Below are 14,872 nucleotides of genomic sequence, written 5' to 3'. Positions count from 1 at the left end.
AGGCGGATGCAAAAATTGCATCCGCCTCTTTCTTACTTACCTGCTGGCTGGGCATGCCACACACTGCTGCCACGTGATGGATAGACCAGGCGCACCGTGTTGATGGAATAAGGCTCTGCATTAAACTCAACTTCATTGCCATGCAAAGCCACCTGGGCACTGGAACCGTTCACAGGTTGTTCCATCAGATTGGTCTCCGTAACCTGTGTTGCGCCAGCGGGCACAGTGATCTTTGCGCGTGTCTTCTCGCCTGCCCACTCATAAAAACGAAGCGTCAGGCTGTCATCGTCCTCGCTCTTCTTCATCGCTGTCACAACAATGTTGTGCTGCGCGGCGTGGACAAGAGAGTGATTCGCGGGAAGATCGCCACCATGCGCTCCTACCTGCGAAGCCTGCATCGGATAGTTGAACTCATAGCCACGCAGCACGGTGTCAGCCTGCTTCCACGAACCCGCATGTGGATAGAGCGAGTAACTGAAATGGTGATGGCCACGGTCAGCCGTTGGATCGGGATAAAGCGGTGCGCGCAGCAACGACAGACGAAGCGTATTGCCGAGCGCATCGTAGCCATACTTTGAATCGTTAATGAGACTCAAGCCATGTTCGCTGTTGCCCAGGTCAGCCCAGCGCTGTGCCGGAACCTCAAAGCGCGCCGCATCAATCGGATTGTCGCGCGTAGTAGGACGTTCAATGCTGCCGTACGGAATTTCATACGTTGCATTCGAACTGGTTGCGGTCAGTGGGAAGCTCGCCTTCAGCAGGACGTGCGTCTCGTGCCAGTCGATATCACTCACCACATCAACGCGCGGCGAGTTGGCATACAGCGTAATGTCCTGCACAAACGTAGATTTATTCCAATGTCGTGTGATGCGAATGACGGAACGCAGCGGGCCATGCTCGACGGTCTGAATGCTGGCAACCTCGGTGATATCCGTTTCCTGCTTGTCGTAACCCTTATCGATATTCCACGCATCTTCGACACGGATACTATCGAGATTGACTTCCGTCAGGCCGCGCCCCAGATCGACAAACGTCTCCAGCTTGTTGCCGCATTGGTTGGGAGCAATACTCTCAAACTTTGCATCCTTGCGATACAGGCTTGTGATGCAACCCGTTTTGGGATCCAACACAACACGCAGAAGGTTGTTTTCCAGCGTTGTGCCATGCACGGAAAGATCGCTTGCAACGCTGCGTTGCCCGGGCACGGCGTGCAACACGGTGTATCCAATCGCAGGCACCATCTTCGGCTTCAGCAGCAGTTGGTAAGTATTGGTTAACTTATCCTGCGACAACACCTGCATCGGTACAGGCTGATTGTTCGCATCAAGTACGCTGATACCGTTCGGCGTTGCATGCGGCATCTGCACTGTCGCTGTGACCGTATCCGAACGATCCCAACTCAGGCTGTTCCACACCACAACAGGAACACCCGGCTGCGCCTCGGTGTTGATGTGGCGCTGCAACTCGCGGATAGCATTCCCCTCAGCTTCATTCGCAATCCGATGCGCTTCATCGTAGTCATGCTGTGCATCCACGTAGGCTGCGGCAATTGCGGTTCCCGATGCAACATCATGAAACTCGTTAAATGCTTTCTTCTTCCATGCCTGCGTGAAGGATTCACCGGGATAGTTCAAACCACTTAGCCATGCAAGTGACGAATACTTCTCTGCATCCAGCAACCACTGGTCACTATGACGCATGTGAGCTTTCTGGTCGCTGTGGGTGGTGTAAGTGCCACGATGATGTTCGAGATAAATTTCATCGTTCCACACAGGCAGACTAATCTTGCCCGCGGTGGCTTCGGGAAGCTTTGGGTTTCCTGCAGCAAGTGTTTTGTAGTTCCACACAGGCATGCCGGTAGTGGCAACGTGCGCGTTCATATCGTCAAAAAATGCCTGCGATGTGCGGAACTCAACACGCGGATAGACGCGCTTTGGGTTTGACCAGTTGATGCCATTCTGAATCGCCGTGCGCGCGTCGTAGATATTCAACCGGCCAAGACTGGGACCGTAGACATGCATCAGTTGCTGCTGGCCGGGGTTGAGTTGCATCGCAACAGCAGCATCATGCGCAATCTCAGACGCCTCAGTATCCTTCACAATGTCATGCGGAAAGTACGAAAGCACGCGGCTGCCATCTGGCGACTGCCACCAGAAGAGTTTTAGTGGCAACTGATTCGTATCGTTGTAACGAAGCTTCTGCGTCACGAAATAGTCGATGCCCGACTTCTTATAAATCTGCGGAAGCTGCCAGTCATAACCGAAGGAATCGACATTCCATCCGATCTTGACGTCATAGTTAAATTTTTTCTGGAAGTACCGCTTGCCCAATAGGAGCTGGCGCACCTGCGATTCGCCGTCGGTCATGTTCAGGTCAGGCTCAATCCACATGCCACCCACTGGCTCCCAGCGACCCTCCTTCACACGCTTCTGAATCTCGCTAAACAGTGCAGGAAACTTCTCTTCGATCCACTCGTAATACTGTGCGCTGGATTGAGAAAAGATGTACTGCGGATATTCATGCATCATCTCGATCGCGCTGGCGAACGTGAAGTGGACCTGGTCAACACCCTCGGAGGCGGACCACAGCCACGCGGCATCGATATGCGCATCACCCGTGAGAGTGATGAAGAACTTCTTGAGTAACGGTTGCAGTGGTTCCAACGCAGCCTGCGCCTTAACCAGCGAAGCATCAAAAGCCGCCTGATCGTTACGATCAAGCGCACTCAGGCTGACAGAACTTGCAGTGGCATCCAGAAGCTTCTCCTGTGCCGCAAGCTGATTCGGATCGGAGATAAGAGCCGGCAGAAGCTGCGCTGCAGAAACAAGCTCCGTAGCAAGCGCAGTCGGATCGGGACGATTCGGCACAAAGTTCACATCAACATAAGCGCCCTCGAAATGCTTGATGTCCGTGCTGGGCGGCATCTTTACTGCGATCAGAATCTTGTCGCCGGGCTTCGCGCTATCAATGACCGTGCGCGGTCCAATGTATGTTCCCTCCGTGTCGCGCCGACCGTTGTAGTAAATCACTTCATAGAGATAACCGCGGCCCGGGCCATAACCACCCACATCCACCTTGAAGGTGATGCGCGCGCCCGTGAGGTCATATCCGTTCAATGTTTTCGGCACTTCAATCCATCGCCGAATCCATATCTCCTCCTTAGGCGCGACGAAAGGAAGTTGAATCGTCTTCCAGTTAGAAGTGTCGAGGGCTGGACTTTCGCCATGTTCGATGGGCCCTTCGTGATATTGCCATTCGCGCGCGTCGAGCGCTGCAAATGAGGACAGACGCTGCACAACAGCCTGTCCCTGCGGAGAGAACTGGTAGGAAGGCGCAACGTTGGACTGCGCCATCAACGGCGCAGCAAGAGTCGCAACGGAGGCGAGCACGGCAAGGAAACGCGGCGTGGAATACATATCTTGGGTCCACCTATTATCTGGGCTGAAGCTAAGGCATCGGGCTGCATCCATTTCATCAGCACCGGCTCGCTCAATCGATTCAGCATCCTTCGTACGGTAAGGAGGGGCGGAGATACCATAGGCATCACCACCCCTCCTTAATAGAGCCCGCAGCACCTGAACGTAAAGAGAACGGCGGGTTTTCTGATGTTGAAGTTAGAACTCAACCTTCATGGAAAGCTGGACGAACCGCGGCAAATTGCTCTGGTCACCGGAACCGGCCCCCAGAAGCTTTCCGAAGTTTCCACTGTTCACATCAGAGGTTGGGCCGTTGAAGAACTGCGGCGAGTTGAAAGCATTGATAAAGTCAGCGCGGAAAGCTGCATTCACATGCTCGGTAATCTGGTTGTGCTTCGTGAGCGAGATATCAACGTTGTGCACACCAGGCAGGCGAACACCAGGTTGACGCGTCTTCCACGTCTGCAACTCGTATGCCCCGCGTATTCTCCAGACAGGCGTTTCACCGTTCTGGCAGCTCTTCGCATTGCCTTGAGTGCAGGTGTTGAACCAACGCGCCACAGTCGGATGAGCAAGAGCGGCATTGCCAATTGGCACAGAGTTTGTGCTGTTGGTCAGGTCAAGCGGCATACCTGCCTGCAAACGTACCAGCGATCCCATATCCCATCCGCTGACTGCCCAGCGTACCGGCGATATCAGATGTGATCCGTAGGCGCGCCCGGAACCGAAGGGCAGCTTCCACAGAAGGCTGATCTGCATATTGCGCGGGATATCCCACGCTGCAGTAACCTTCTGCAGTTGTGTGTCCTGCGGATTGGAGTAGAGCTTCTGATCCAACTGCTTGGACATGGTGTATTGCACCGTGAAGTCCAGGCCGTAAGACAACCGCTTTTGCAGCAGGAACTGAGCAGCGTTGTAACTGGATGTTCCGATGGGAATGAACTGCTCGGTAATGCCGCTGGTACCGGTGACAGTACCCACCAGGAACTGCGGATACGGTGCCAGAAGCTGCTGCCGCTGAATCGTCGTACCGTTCAAAGCTGTTCCGGGAAGCAGACCAGCGAATGGATTTGCCACGCTTGCCGTTAAGTAAGATGCACCATACGCCACGGCACTCAGTGGAGCTGCGTTGATCTGACGCGTGACAGGCAGACGAGAGAAGCGCGTCCCCACGTAAGACATGGTCAGCAGGAAGTCTTTGGGGAACTGATGCTGAACACCAAAGGAGAACTGCTGCACAATGGGAGGCTTGGCGTTCTGACTTGCAAACGAGAAGCTCTGTCCCAGGTATGTCTTCAGGCCATTGGAAGCATACGAGGGTGCCTGAACACTGCTGCTCGGGAAAGGATCCGTCAACGTGTTATACGGGACACCCGCCGCGACTGATGTGACCATGCTGGTCGTATAGCTGAAACCAGGTGCTTCGCCCGGATCATTCACATTCTGTCCGTAGAGCAGTCCATAACCACCCCGCAGCACGGTGTTGTGATCGATTTGATAGGTGGCGCCGAAACGCGGTCCCAGGTTGCCCCATCTCTGATTCGTAACATTGCGCGGCTGTCCATTTACGCCGGCAAACACCAGGCCACCGTACAGTGTTTGTCCCGGAACAGATTGAGGATTCTGGGCCGTTGGATTAAAGGTTGCCAATCCATTAAACCGATCGGTAAGTGGTCCCTGATAATCCCAGCGCAGTCCCATATTCAGCGTCAGGTTCTTTCTGACACGCATATCATCCTGGAAATATAGAGACACCATCTTCGTCTGGCGCGTCGGGAAGCTGTTCACATCGATAGAACCCGTCTGCGGCGTCCCCATCAGGAACGATGCAATCGCATTACCCGAGGTGGAGTTTACGGCCAGGGGATTCGAACCGGTGAACTGCTGGTCAAAGACAAATTTGCCAGCACTGTTACCAGGGCTTTGTACGTTGTTACGCAGCAGGCGCAAGTCAATACCGGCGGTCAGGTTGTTATTGCCGATCGCCTTTGCAACCGAAGCGCCCACCGTGTAGTTATAGCTCGTGGTCGTGCTCGGCGGAGCTCCACCTGCACCGTTGTAGTTCGCCCAGGTAAATTGCGGAAAAGTATTCGCCGCTTGTGCTGCGTAACCGGATGAAAATCCAAGTGCGCTGGGGCCCGTTCCCAGTCCCTGCGCGGCGCCGTTGGATGTCTTAAAGCGCTCAAGACCAACACGCACGGTCGCCACAGTCGTGGGGTTCAATGTCCTGGTAAGTTGTACCGTCCCATTATGATTTTCACGGGTAAAGGGATTGTTTGTGCTTGTATCCGCTGCATTCAGCGCGGTGGTCGTCGAATAACGGAAACCACGTGCTTCTGCGAGCGCATTGCGGGAGTAGCGACCAAAGAGACTTGTCTTGGGGTTTATGACATAGTCGACGCGAACCGTATTTTCCGGGAAGTAGTCGGTAAACTTACGGCTGCCCGGGACATTCGACAGGTTGTTCAGTCCGGTAATGGGAGCATTCTTCACATTGCCGGAGGGAAGCATTGACAGAACCTTCAGCGCAATGGGATTCATGGGGCGACTGAGATTCTTCAGGTTGTTCCCCGGAACCTGGGTGCGCGTCAACACACCATTTACAGTCGTTGTGGAGTACGGGTCATAAATCTTGATCAGATTGCCACTTGCGTCAAAGGTCTGAGAAAAGTCGCCCACCTTCTGCAGGTCTGTCGGAACGGACACAGTATAGGGATCCGGGATGCTCTGTCGGAGATCCTCAAACGTATACGCGACAAAGAGCTTGTCCTTGATGATCGGCCCGGTAATGTTGAAGCCGAACGTATTCACGTGCGAAGAAGAACGCGGAGCACCGTTGAAGTTATTGCCATAGGTATTCGCGTTGAAAATCGTGTTCTGGAAGAACTCCCACGCAGCGCCATGGATCTGGTTGGTGCCGCTCTTGGTAAGCATGTTGATCACGCCACCAAGCGTCCATCCATACGCGGCGTCGTAGTTCGTGGTCTGCACACGCACTTCGCTCGTGGATTCCTGCGTTGGAATATAGGAGGCTGACGATCCGTTCTGGAGAGCGCTCATACCGTCCACCAGAATTTCGTTGGTGCCGCCGGGCGATCCATTGATCGAGGTGCCCGTGCTTCCGCCAATATCGAAGGCACGCAGACGTGTATCGGACGTGGTGACAAGAACACCAGGCACGGAGAAAACAGCCGAGATCGGATTACGACCCTGCGTTGGCAGAGCCATTAACTTCTCCTGACCCAGTGCCGTGGACTGCGTAGCGGTCTCGGTCTCAAGCTGCGCCGCGGACGCTGTCACCGTGACGTTTTCATTCACATTGCCGGGTGTTAGAGCGAAGTCGAGTGCTGCATGTTGCGCAACTTCGAGCTGGATTCCATTCCGGATGCTCGTGGTGAACGAGGGCTGCTGCACGGTAATGGAGTATTGCCCCGGGTTCAGCGCGGCCACGTGATAGTAGCCATCCGCGCCAGAAACAGTGGACGTGGATACACCTGTCTGAACATTCCGGACGATGACCTTGGCGCCCGGCAACGCTGCGCCGGAGTTGTCTGTTACCTGGCCATCCAGCGTCGCCTGTGTTCCCTGCGCAAACAGCGGAGCGGAACAAAGAAATACGATAGATGCCAGCCCTGGGAGGGACCGTGTGGAACGAAGGTACATTTGTTGCCTCCAGTTAGTTGTTCGCGGACGAAGTGTTTCTGCAAATAAAGAAATCAACAGCAAATAACACGGTCAGGAGCTTCGCCTGCGATTTTGAGCACTGTTAGTCCGGGCCGGTCGGGCAAAGTTTTTTGCGTCCGCTAACCAGGCTGTTCAATGCTCGAAGTTGAAAGATCGCTTTACGGGTATCGCACTCCCGCAGCTGCCAGAATTTCGGCCGGCGACGCGGTGCCGGTCGTTTGAAGCTTTTTCACAGTGACGGTAGCTGCCAGATTCGCCAACGTAGCGGCCTCCCGCGGTGTTGCCCCTGTTGCCAGGGCCGCGGCAATCGTTGCCACCACGGTGTCGCCTGCACCTACCGTGTCGATCGGACCTTCCATGGGCCATCCTGCGATCAACGAAACTCCTCCGTCTGCCGCCACGGCGATTCCCTTGTCACCGCGGGTAATAAACGCTGGCTTGGAAGTAAGTTCGTGAATGCGCGTTGCAAACTCGATGGCTCGTTCATCTTCATGCAGCGATTCAGGAGCTTCATTGAGAAGCTTCGCTGCTTCGCCCATGTTCACCTTCAGAAGAGCACCGGAGAATTTCTCCAGGTGGTGGCGTGCGTCCACAAGGAACACTGCCTTCTTCGAATTTGCAATGATGCCGTTCATGCGTTCGATCAGCTTCGCTGAAGACACGCCGTTCTCCACCTGCTGATTAAGAATCACCACGTCATACTTGTCTGCAGCACTCTCCAACCGCTCCAGCAGGCGTTCCGCGAGTGATCCGTTCGAGTGGTTGAAGGCCCCAAAATCAATGCGGCTTTCTTCCAGGTTTCCGATACATGGCTTCGCGTAGACCATGGTTTCCCATGCGGCATCCTCAATGACATCGCATCCGCAATTGCGATAACCCGACAGCATGCTATGCATCACCGCTCCGAATGGATCGGTTCCGCTGACGCCGATAGCCTGAACATGTCCCACGTTCAGTGCAGCAATATTCGCAACCACATTTCCTGCGCCGCCCAGTGAATACCTCTGCCGTCGTACACGCCGCACCTTCAGGCCTGTCTCCAGCGAATACTCTTCTTCGCCTTCGTGCAGGTCCCAATAGGCATCAATACAAAAATCACCAAAGACCGCCAATGAGCATGACTCCATACGAGTCAGAACAGACGAGAACCATTGATGAACATCTCCGGAGGCGCGCAGCCCCTCTTCCGTGACCGACTTTACGGTCTCTTGTTGGTGTTGTCTTTGCACGTAATGGAAACTATGAGGAGGTAAACATGACTGGCAAGTACACGTCCGCGAAAGCTGTACTTACACGTCACGAAGGGTGTGACTGGAAACTCTGGAACCACATGAAATATAGGCGATCGCACGCAATGTAATAAACAGCAGCAGATAACAAGACCGTTAATTATCTTTCGGTGTTTTGGATTAGCATCGTCTTTCTGTCAAAACTTAGGCAAACCTTGAGGTATAGCGGCCAAGCTGTAAGTACAGGAAAAGGGATACGTGAGGACACATGCACCATGCCCTCACTTTACTTTGGAGATTGTCTGCACACATCGACAGACAAGAGGAGTGCGAATGGAACCGCTGCAAGTGTGGTCGCTCAACGGGGAGCGTTTTATCGGTAATACCCCTGGGGAGATACCATCTACAGTCACCTGGCTCAAAGGACTATCCGATCCTGATGCCGTGGTTCCTGACGTTCTCTGCCTGCAGGACTTCCGCGCCAGCATGGTGGAGTATCTCAGCCCTCTGCCTTACTTTTCGTTTGTTCCCATGACCCTTCAGAGCTTCTGGGGCAGGCGTGAATCATTGGGTATCTGCATCGCATCACGATGGCCAATCGACGAAATCGAAATTCATCACACCTGGGGCGACGGCGTTGTGCGCGATCTAGAAGGCGTGGGCGAAGACAATGAACGCACGAAGCCGCTTGACGTTTCAGACGCGCTCATTCTGAAGACGCAGAATCGCATTGCCATTGCCGGCAGCGTGCATCGTCCTGGCGATGAAAAACCCTTGCGCGTGGCCACGCATCATGGCTTCTGGGTGCGTGACGGCATCCCTACTGCCAACCAGATGGACAGCACCATTTCTGTCTGCCGCTTCCTTGCCGAACAGGGACAGCGTTACGGTGGCTTGCTTTACGCAGCGGATTACAACCCGGACAAAGAGGGCAATGTAGTACGCACGTATCAGCAATTCGGCGGCGTGGATTGCCTGCCCCTCGAAATACAGACAACGTTGGCTACGCACCATCCCGCCTATCGATTTGGTATTCGCTCCGATTGCATGATGGTCTGGCCGGATAGCGAAGGTCAGTATCACTATGCAGTCGAGGATGTTCACCTGGATCCGACTCCCGGCAGCGATCACGACATGCTCTGCGGCAGGGTGAGCCGTCTCGCCGCTCCGCTGGAAAATACCTTCGGCCATCTGACCACCACCTGCCGATAGCCTTCAACCGGCGATCGGCAGGTTCCAGTGGAAATGCACAGCCGCCATGCGTGTCGCGAAGCAGCAGACAATCCCTGCCGTATCCGCCATCGGCGGCTTAACGCCGGACTTTCGCAATATGACGGTAACCGCCGCTCCCAGAAGAGCCGCAGCGGCATAGATATCCGCCTTCAGCACATTCGGAATCTGGTTGATAAGAACGTCGCGAAGCGTACCGCCACCCACCGCGGTCAGCCCACCCAGCATGGTGGCCATCAACGGATGAATCCCGTACTCAATCGCCTTGGTAGCACCGGCCACAGCAAAAAGGCTTAGGCCAGCCGCATCCAGCACCTGCACCCAGCCTGTGCCGCTGGCTGCAATGGGGGTACGCAGGATGAAGACGATGGATCCGGCAAAGAGAGCCGTGGCCACATAGCGCCAGTCGCGCATAGCGTTTGGCGGCGTGGCGCCCAGCAGAAGATCGCGGAGGATGCCGCCACCAAGTGCCGTAAGAAATGCAACCACCAGCACGCCAAGCAGATCCAGATGGACATGGATCCCGGTCGTAGCGCCTTCCGCCGCAAAAAGCGCGGTGCCTATCAGATCCAGGAACAGCAGAAGATGGTCGCGCACACGCATTCGCCCACTATAAAGCCGGGAACACGCCAATTCGCGGTGCATCGAACTTTAGCGCAATATCTTCATTTGCCAATGACGCCCAGAGGGGCGTGTAATCAGAGAATCAAAGTTTTTGAGTCGCTCAGACATGGCTGTGCCTGTTCGACTCGCGCACTTCATACACCTCGGTCAACACAGGAGTTTTCCCTATGGAAACCGCAGCCCAAGGCGCAGCCATCTATTCTCATCGGAAAAACCCGGACGCCACCTTCGATTCCATCTGCCACCGATGCTTCTCCACGGTGGCAACAGAGAGTAGCGAAGCCGCGCTGGCAAAGCATGAGCAGCAGCATGAGTGTGGTGCACTCTCCCAGGCGAGAGCACTGATGCATAAGGACGGATACATGTCCGAACGGTTCGTTCGCGCTTCCATTCACGCTGCCTGAAAACAATCTTCCCGTTAGCGGGAGGAGGCCGGAGCAATGGTAATGGTGCGGCGATGCATTGACAGACCTGCTTCCGGCACGCTGCCATCATTCACCAACACCTCCGACGGCTCCGCTTCAAACGGAATACGGATCGTCGCCTTACCGTGTGCTGGAATGCGCAGAGGAAGCGTATTGGTCAGTGTCCCGGCGCGTACGGTCACAGGAACCTCTGCATCCGTTCCCCCGGTATTCTGCACCTCAACCGCAACCAGCCAGGACCCCGCCTGCGCCACTTCCTTGCTTCCACCCCATTGAGCACGCGGATCGTCTGGCGGTGCCTGCACCTCTCTGCCAATGGGTCCACCATAAACTTGCTGGCGCTGCGGCAACAGGTTTGCAGGTGCACCGGCACGTTCAATCTTGCGCGGTGCAATTGCGGCAATCTCCAGTTGCGGTAGAGATCCCGCACCCTGAATCCAGCTCTGGAAGAACCAGTCCAGCTTCTTCGTCCCGGCCACCTGCTGCACCATCTGCTGAAAACTTGCCGTCTCCTGCGCAGCAGAGCCGGGCGTGGTTTCCTGTCTCAATCGCCACCCGGACAGCGCTCCCTGCAGCGCTTCCTCACCGACAATGTTTCGCAGCATCTGCAGAACGTATGCGGAGCGCACACGCGCACAGGATGGCTGCGTGCACGTCGACAGCGGCGTCACCGGACCATCGGCAACCGGCGCATCCGAAGACGAAGAACTGACCTGCGGTGCAGCATCCGCTTCCATCTTTTGCAGGCGCTTCGATTCCGCCGCAAGACCGGCCAAAGCCGCGCTGCGGTCGTTGCCGCGTTCAGCCCACAGTGCCTGCATGAACTCCGGAATACCATCGCGAAGCCATGCCGCCTCAAGACCATCCGGGAGCCACGCCGCCGTCAGAGGAACCACCAGCGAAGGCGCAATCGCCGCAGGCTGCGCCGTCCGCAGCGGAGCAACCAGCAACGCGCCATCCGCATATCCAGCGGCATCCGGAATCGGCAGATCAATCACATCCAGCGGACGCGAAGGCTTGGGTCCCAGCCACTGTTCCAGCATCGGACGCAGACGAGCAGCGGCATCGCCAAGGGAAGCCGCACGATCCGCCGCGTCTGTCACAACCCGCACCAATCCACCAGCCACTTCCTGCGGCGCTGCCAGCGTGACAAACAACGACGGCGTACGCGGCCCCAGCTTTGCCACCGACCATGTCGCCGTTGCAATCCCCTCTGCGACAGCAGTCAACGCCTGGCGGTTCCCGCAGAAGAACGCGGCATCTGGCTGCGATCCCTCATATTCCAGCGTCAGATGCAGCGCAAACGCGCTCTCCACTTCACGCGCGCGACTCGCTCCCACGGCCTTCGGCACAGCCGCTCCGTCTTTCAGAAGCGCGGCATCGCCCGTAACGGGATACCAAAGAACATTGCCCATGCCTCGCAGGCCGGTAAACGCGTCCGTGACCGTATCCCAATCCGTACGAACAGCAGCTTCCGCAGGCGCACCCAGCTCCAGCAGACGCGCTCCACTGGCAACAATCGTGCCGCCGTAATAAAGGTCCAGTGTGACGACAGCGCCCGGCGCAAGGGCTTCCGGCAGCGTAAACACAGCTTCTGAAGCCACACCCGTATGGTCCAGATCGTCACGCAGGTGATGCTGTTCCAGCTTGAGCGAGCTACCCTGCGCAATCCGCGCGCTCTCCCACTTCAACGCGCCGGAAATCTGCAACGCAATCACCGAAAGCGGCTGCGTGCCCGTATTCTTCACCGTAATCTGCGCACGAACTTCGGATACGCCTGTATGGGTATTCAGATGGATATCCAGATCGCGCCCAGCAACCAGCGGCGCACGGCGCGCCTCGGCAGGCACCTTCGCCGCCGCGGCAAGATCGGCTTCTGTAACAACGATGGGAGACGTAGCCGCCATCTCGCCGGAACTACTGGAAGAAGATTCCACGGACGCAGGCTGTGCCACTTCCACCGGTGCGCCTTCGGTATCTGCGGCATCGTCGGGGCTGCGTCTGCGCAAACGCGGCGGATGCGCGCTGGAAGAAACACCGGGCTTCGCCGGAACAGCAGCGGGCTGCTCTTCTTCCGGTGCAACAGGATCGTCGTGTCGCTCAAACAGCACAGTACCCTTGGGCGCGGGTGGCTGTTGCGGTTCAGCCTGCTGCGCCAGGGACGCAACAGGCAGCAGCGATGCCGCCGCAAGCAGGTACGGAAGGAGCCGATGTGGATGGGAATGCGACATGAAAATCTTTCAGAAAATGGGCGGCTACGAGCCGAGACCCTTCCGTGGCTTGGACGCTTTGGCAGGCACTTCGGCAGCAGGATGCTGCTTCACGCGCCGCTGGCGTGCAGCCTCATACATCACAACCGCTCCCGCCACCGACACATTCAGCGACGGCACCGCCCCCGCCATCGGGATACGCAGCAGGAAATCGCAGGTGCGCTTCGTCAGGTCATGCAGCCCTGCCCCCTCGCGCCCCATCACCAGGCAGATGTCCGTGTTGAAGTCGAACTGGTCATAGTCCATGGTGCCGCGCTCGTCCAGCCCGATGATCCAGATATTGTGCTTCTTCAGCTCCTCCAGGGAGCGCACCAGATTGGTAACTTTCGCCGCGCGAACATGCTCAGTTGCCCCGGCAGACGCCTTGGCCGCGGCGCCGCTCAGGGGAGCCGACCGTCGCTCCGGCAGCAGCACCCCATCCACGCCAGCGCCATCCGCCGTACGCAGCAGGGCGCCCATATTGTGAGGATCTTCCACCCCATCCAGCGCCAGGAAGAACCGCTTCGCATCGCCACCGGAATGAATTAAGTCTTCAATCGTCAGCAACTTGCGCTCTTTCAGGAACGCCACCGCGCCACCGTGGTTTTCGCTTCGGCTCATGCGCTGCAACTCTTCCCGGCTGCCATGACTGACACGAACACGGGCTGCGCGACAAAGGTCCAGCAGGGCGGCAACACGTGGGTTGGACGGGCCGGAAAGGACAGTGACGTGGTCCAGGTCTTGGGGCCGTACGCGGACGGCTTCGGTGACGGGATGGAGCCCGAAGAGAATCTCCATCCTCCTAGTCTACGCGGAGGCAATCCGTAGCGGAAAATAGTGCTTTTCATCGGCCGTTCACCACCCTAGAATGGATAGGCCGAACCGTATCGCACACCTTCGTGTATTTCAGGGACAACTTTTCCTCATGCTGAAAGAAAATTCTTTCGGGAGCCGAGTCTTTTCCGGCCAACCCCACGTCAACAACGGTGTGGGTGCCTTGTCCATTTCGGCGGCAATGCTGGAAGCCAGCGAGCAGGAAAACGCGGCGATCGCGTACGGCCTGAAACAGCAGGACCCCGAGCTTCTGGATCGCCTGATCGACACCTATCAGCACCGCCTGATGCGTTACCTGACCTTCCTCACCGGCAAACGCGAAACCGCCGAAGACCTCTTTCAGGAAACCTGGATGCGCGTGCTGCTGCGCGGCGCACAGTACAACGGCAAGGCCCGCTTTGATACGTGGCTGTTCACCATCGCCCGTAACCTGGCCATTGATCTCTCGCGCAAACGCACCATGACATCGCTGGATGAACTGCAGGACCCGGGCAATGATGAGCGCCCCTTCGAGATTGCAATCGACGGGCCTTCGCCGTTTGAGCAGTTTTGCTCGCGCGAAGATGCCGCAGAAGTAAGCGCCGTGCTGCTGGACCTGCACGCGTCCTATCGCGAAGTGCTGGTACTGCGCTTCCATGAGGAAATGGCGCTGGAAGAGATTGCAGCTGTCACGAAGTCTCCGCTTTCCACGGTGAAGTCGCGCTTGTATCGCGGCCTGGCCGCGCTGAAGCCGCAGATTGAGAAGCTCCGTCGCGAGCGGAACCTCGTCCCAAGGACGGCCGCTCAGGGAGGGCTCTCTTGAGCATGGCGATTTCGGAAGACCCGCGCACCCCAGGGTTCGATGCACGCGCGGCGGTGGTCAATCGTACTCACCGCATCATCCGTCAGCGTGCCACCGCCATGCGGGAGCGCAAGCGCACCACGCGTGACCTGATTGTTCCGTTTGTTGTCTGCTCCGCTCTGCTGCTTTTCATTGCTGCTGCCGTACTCCACGTTACCGACGAAAGCATCTCCGATGTGACCGGTATCTGGAAACGCATTGTGGACCTGGGTGCGGACGCAGGGAGCGAGATCAGCCTGTTGCTGCTCTGGTTTCTGCCGCTGTCGGTCATCACAGCCGCTGTCGTACTGCTTCGCCGTAACCGTCGTCCGTCGGACCGCAATGACAAGGTAAGGTAAGC

The 14,872-nt window shown here is 56.8% G+C and carries 10 protein-coding genes; 4 read left to right on the top strand and 6 right to left on the bottom strand.

The annotated features are described in order from the left end of the window. Window positions 1-32: 32 nt before the first annotated feature. From AB6729_RS13310 to AB6729_RS13300, 3 genes are all read right to left on the bottom strand, one after another. Entirely contained in the window at window positions 33-3,416 is a 3,384-nt protein-coding gene (locus AB6729_RS13310; protein WP_371082107.1) for an alpha-mannosidase, read from the bottom strand. A gap of 198 nt (window positions 3,417-3,614) precedes the next feature. Continuing rightward, on the bottom strand, window positions 3,615-7,079 hold the full coding sequence (locus AB6729_RS13305) for a carboxypeptidase regulatory-like domain-containing protein (protein WP_371082106.1): 3,465 nt from the start codon (window positions 7,077-7,079) through the stop codon (window positions 3,615-3,617). 179 nt (window positions 7,080-7,258) lie between these two features. Then, on the bottom strand, window positions 7,259-8,212 hold the full coding sequence (locus AB6729_RS13300) for a bifunctional heptose 7-phosphate kinase/heptose 1-phosphate adenyltransferase (RefSeq protein WP_371082105.1): 954 nt from the start codon (window positions 8,210-8,212) through the stop codon (window positions 7,259-7,261). Window positions 8,213-8,662: 450 nt separating this feature from the next. On the opposite strand from AB6729_RS13300, the gene AB6729_RS13295 reads away from it, so the two are divergent. Next, window positions 8,663-9,541, top strand: a complete 879-nt coding sequence (locus AB6729_RS13295; protein WP_371082104.1) for a hypothetical protein — start codon at window positions 8,663-8,665, stop codon at window positions 9,539-9,541. A gap of 3 nt (window positions 9,542-9,544) precedes the next feature. Here the strand turns inward: AB6729_RS13295 and AB6729_RS13290 are convergent, their stop codons facing one another. Continuing rightward, complete coding sequence (locus AB6729_RS13290) at window positions 9,545-10,156, bottom strand: trimeric intracellular cation channel family protein (protein ID WP_371082103.1); 612 nt, start codon at window positions 10,154-10,156, stop codon at window positions 9,545-9,547. Between the two features lie 194 nt (window positions 10,157-10,350). Here AB6729_RS13290 and AB6729_RS13285 point away from each other — a divergent pair, with 194 nt between their 5' ends. Continuing rightward, entirely contained in the window at window positions 10,351-10,587 is a 237-nt protein-coding gene (locus AB6729_RS13285) for a hypothetical protein (RefSeq protein ID WP_371082102.1), read from the top strand. A gap of 14 nt (window positions 10,588-10,601) precedes the next feature. Here the strand turns inward: AB6729_RS13285 and AB6729_RS13280 are convergent, their stop codons facing one another. Further along, window positions 10,602-12,839: a hypothetical protein gene (locus AB6729_RS13280; protein WP_371082101.1), complete on the bottom strand. Its 2,238-nt coding sequence runs from the start codon at window positions 12,837-12,839 to the stop codon at window positions 10,602-10,604. Window positions 12,840-12,863: 24 nt separating this feature from the next. Next, a complete protein-coding gene (gene rlmB / locus AB6729_RS13275; protein ID WP_371082100.1) occupies window positions 12,864-13,655 on the bottom strand; it encodes a 23S rRNA (guanosine(2251)-2'-O)-methyltransferase RlmB in 792 nt (263 codons plus the stop codon). Between the two features lie 217 nt (window positions 13,656-13,872). Here rlmB and AB6729_RS13270 point away from each other — a divergent pair, with 217 nt between their 5' ends. Next, entirely contained in the window at window positions 13,873-14,493 is a 621-nt protein-coding gene (locus AB6729_RS13270) for an RNA polymerase sigma factor (protein ID WP_371082623.1), read from the top strand. 2 nt (window positions 14,494-14,495) lie between these two features. After that, window positions 14,496-14,870, top strand: a complete 375-nt coding sequence (locus AB6729_RS13265; RefSeq protein WP_371082099.1) for a hypothetical protein — start codon at window positions 14,496-14,498, stop codon at window positions 14,868-14,870. Window positions 14,871-14,872: the final 2 nt, after the last annotated feature.

It is taken from the genome of Terriglobus sp. RCC_193 (assembly GCF_041355105.1).
GTDB lineage: Bacteria > Acidobacteriota > Terriglobia > Terriglobales > Acidobacteriaceae > Terriglobus.
This window is presented reverse-complemented; position numbering and strand designations above follow the sequence as displayed.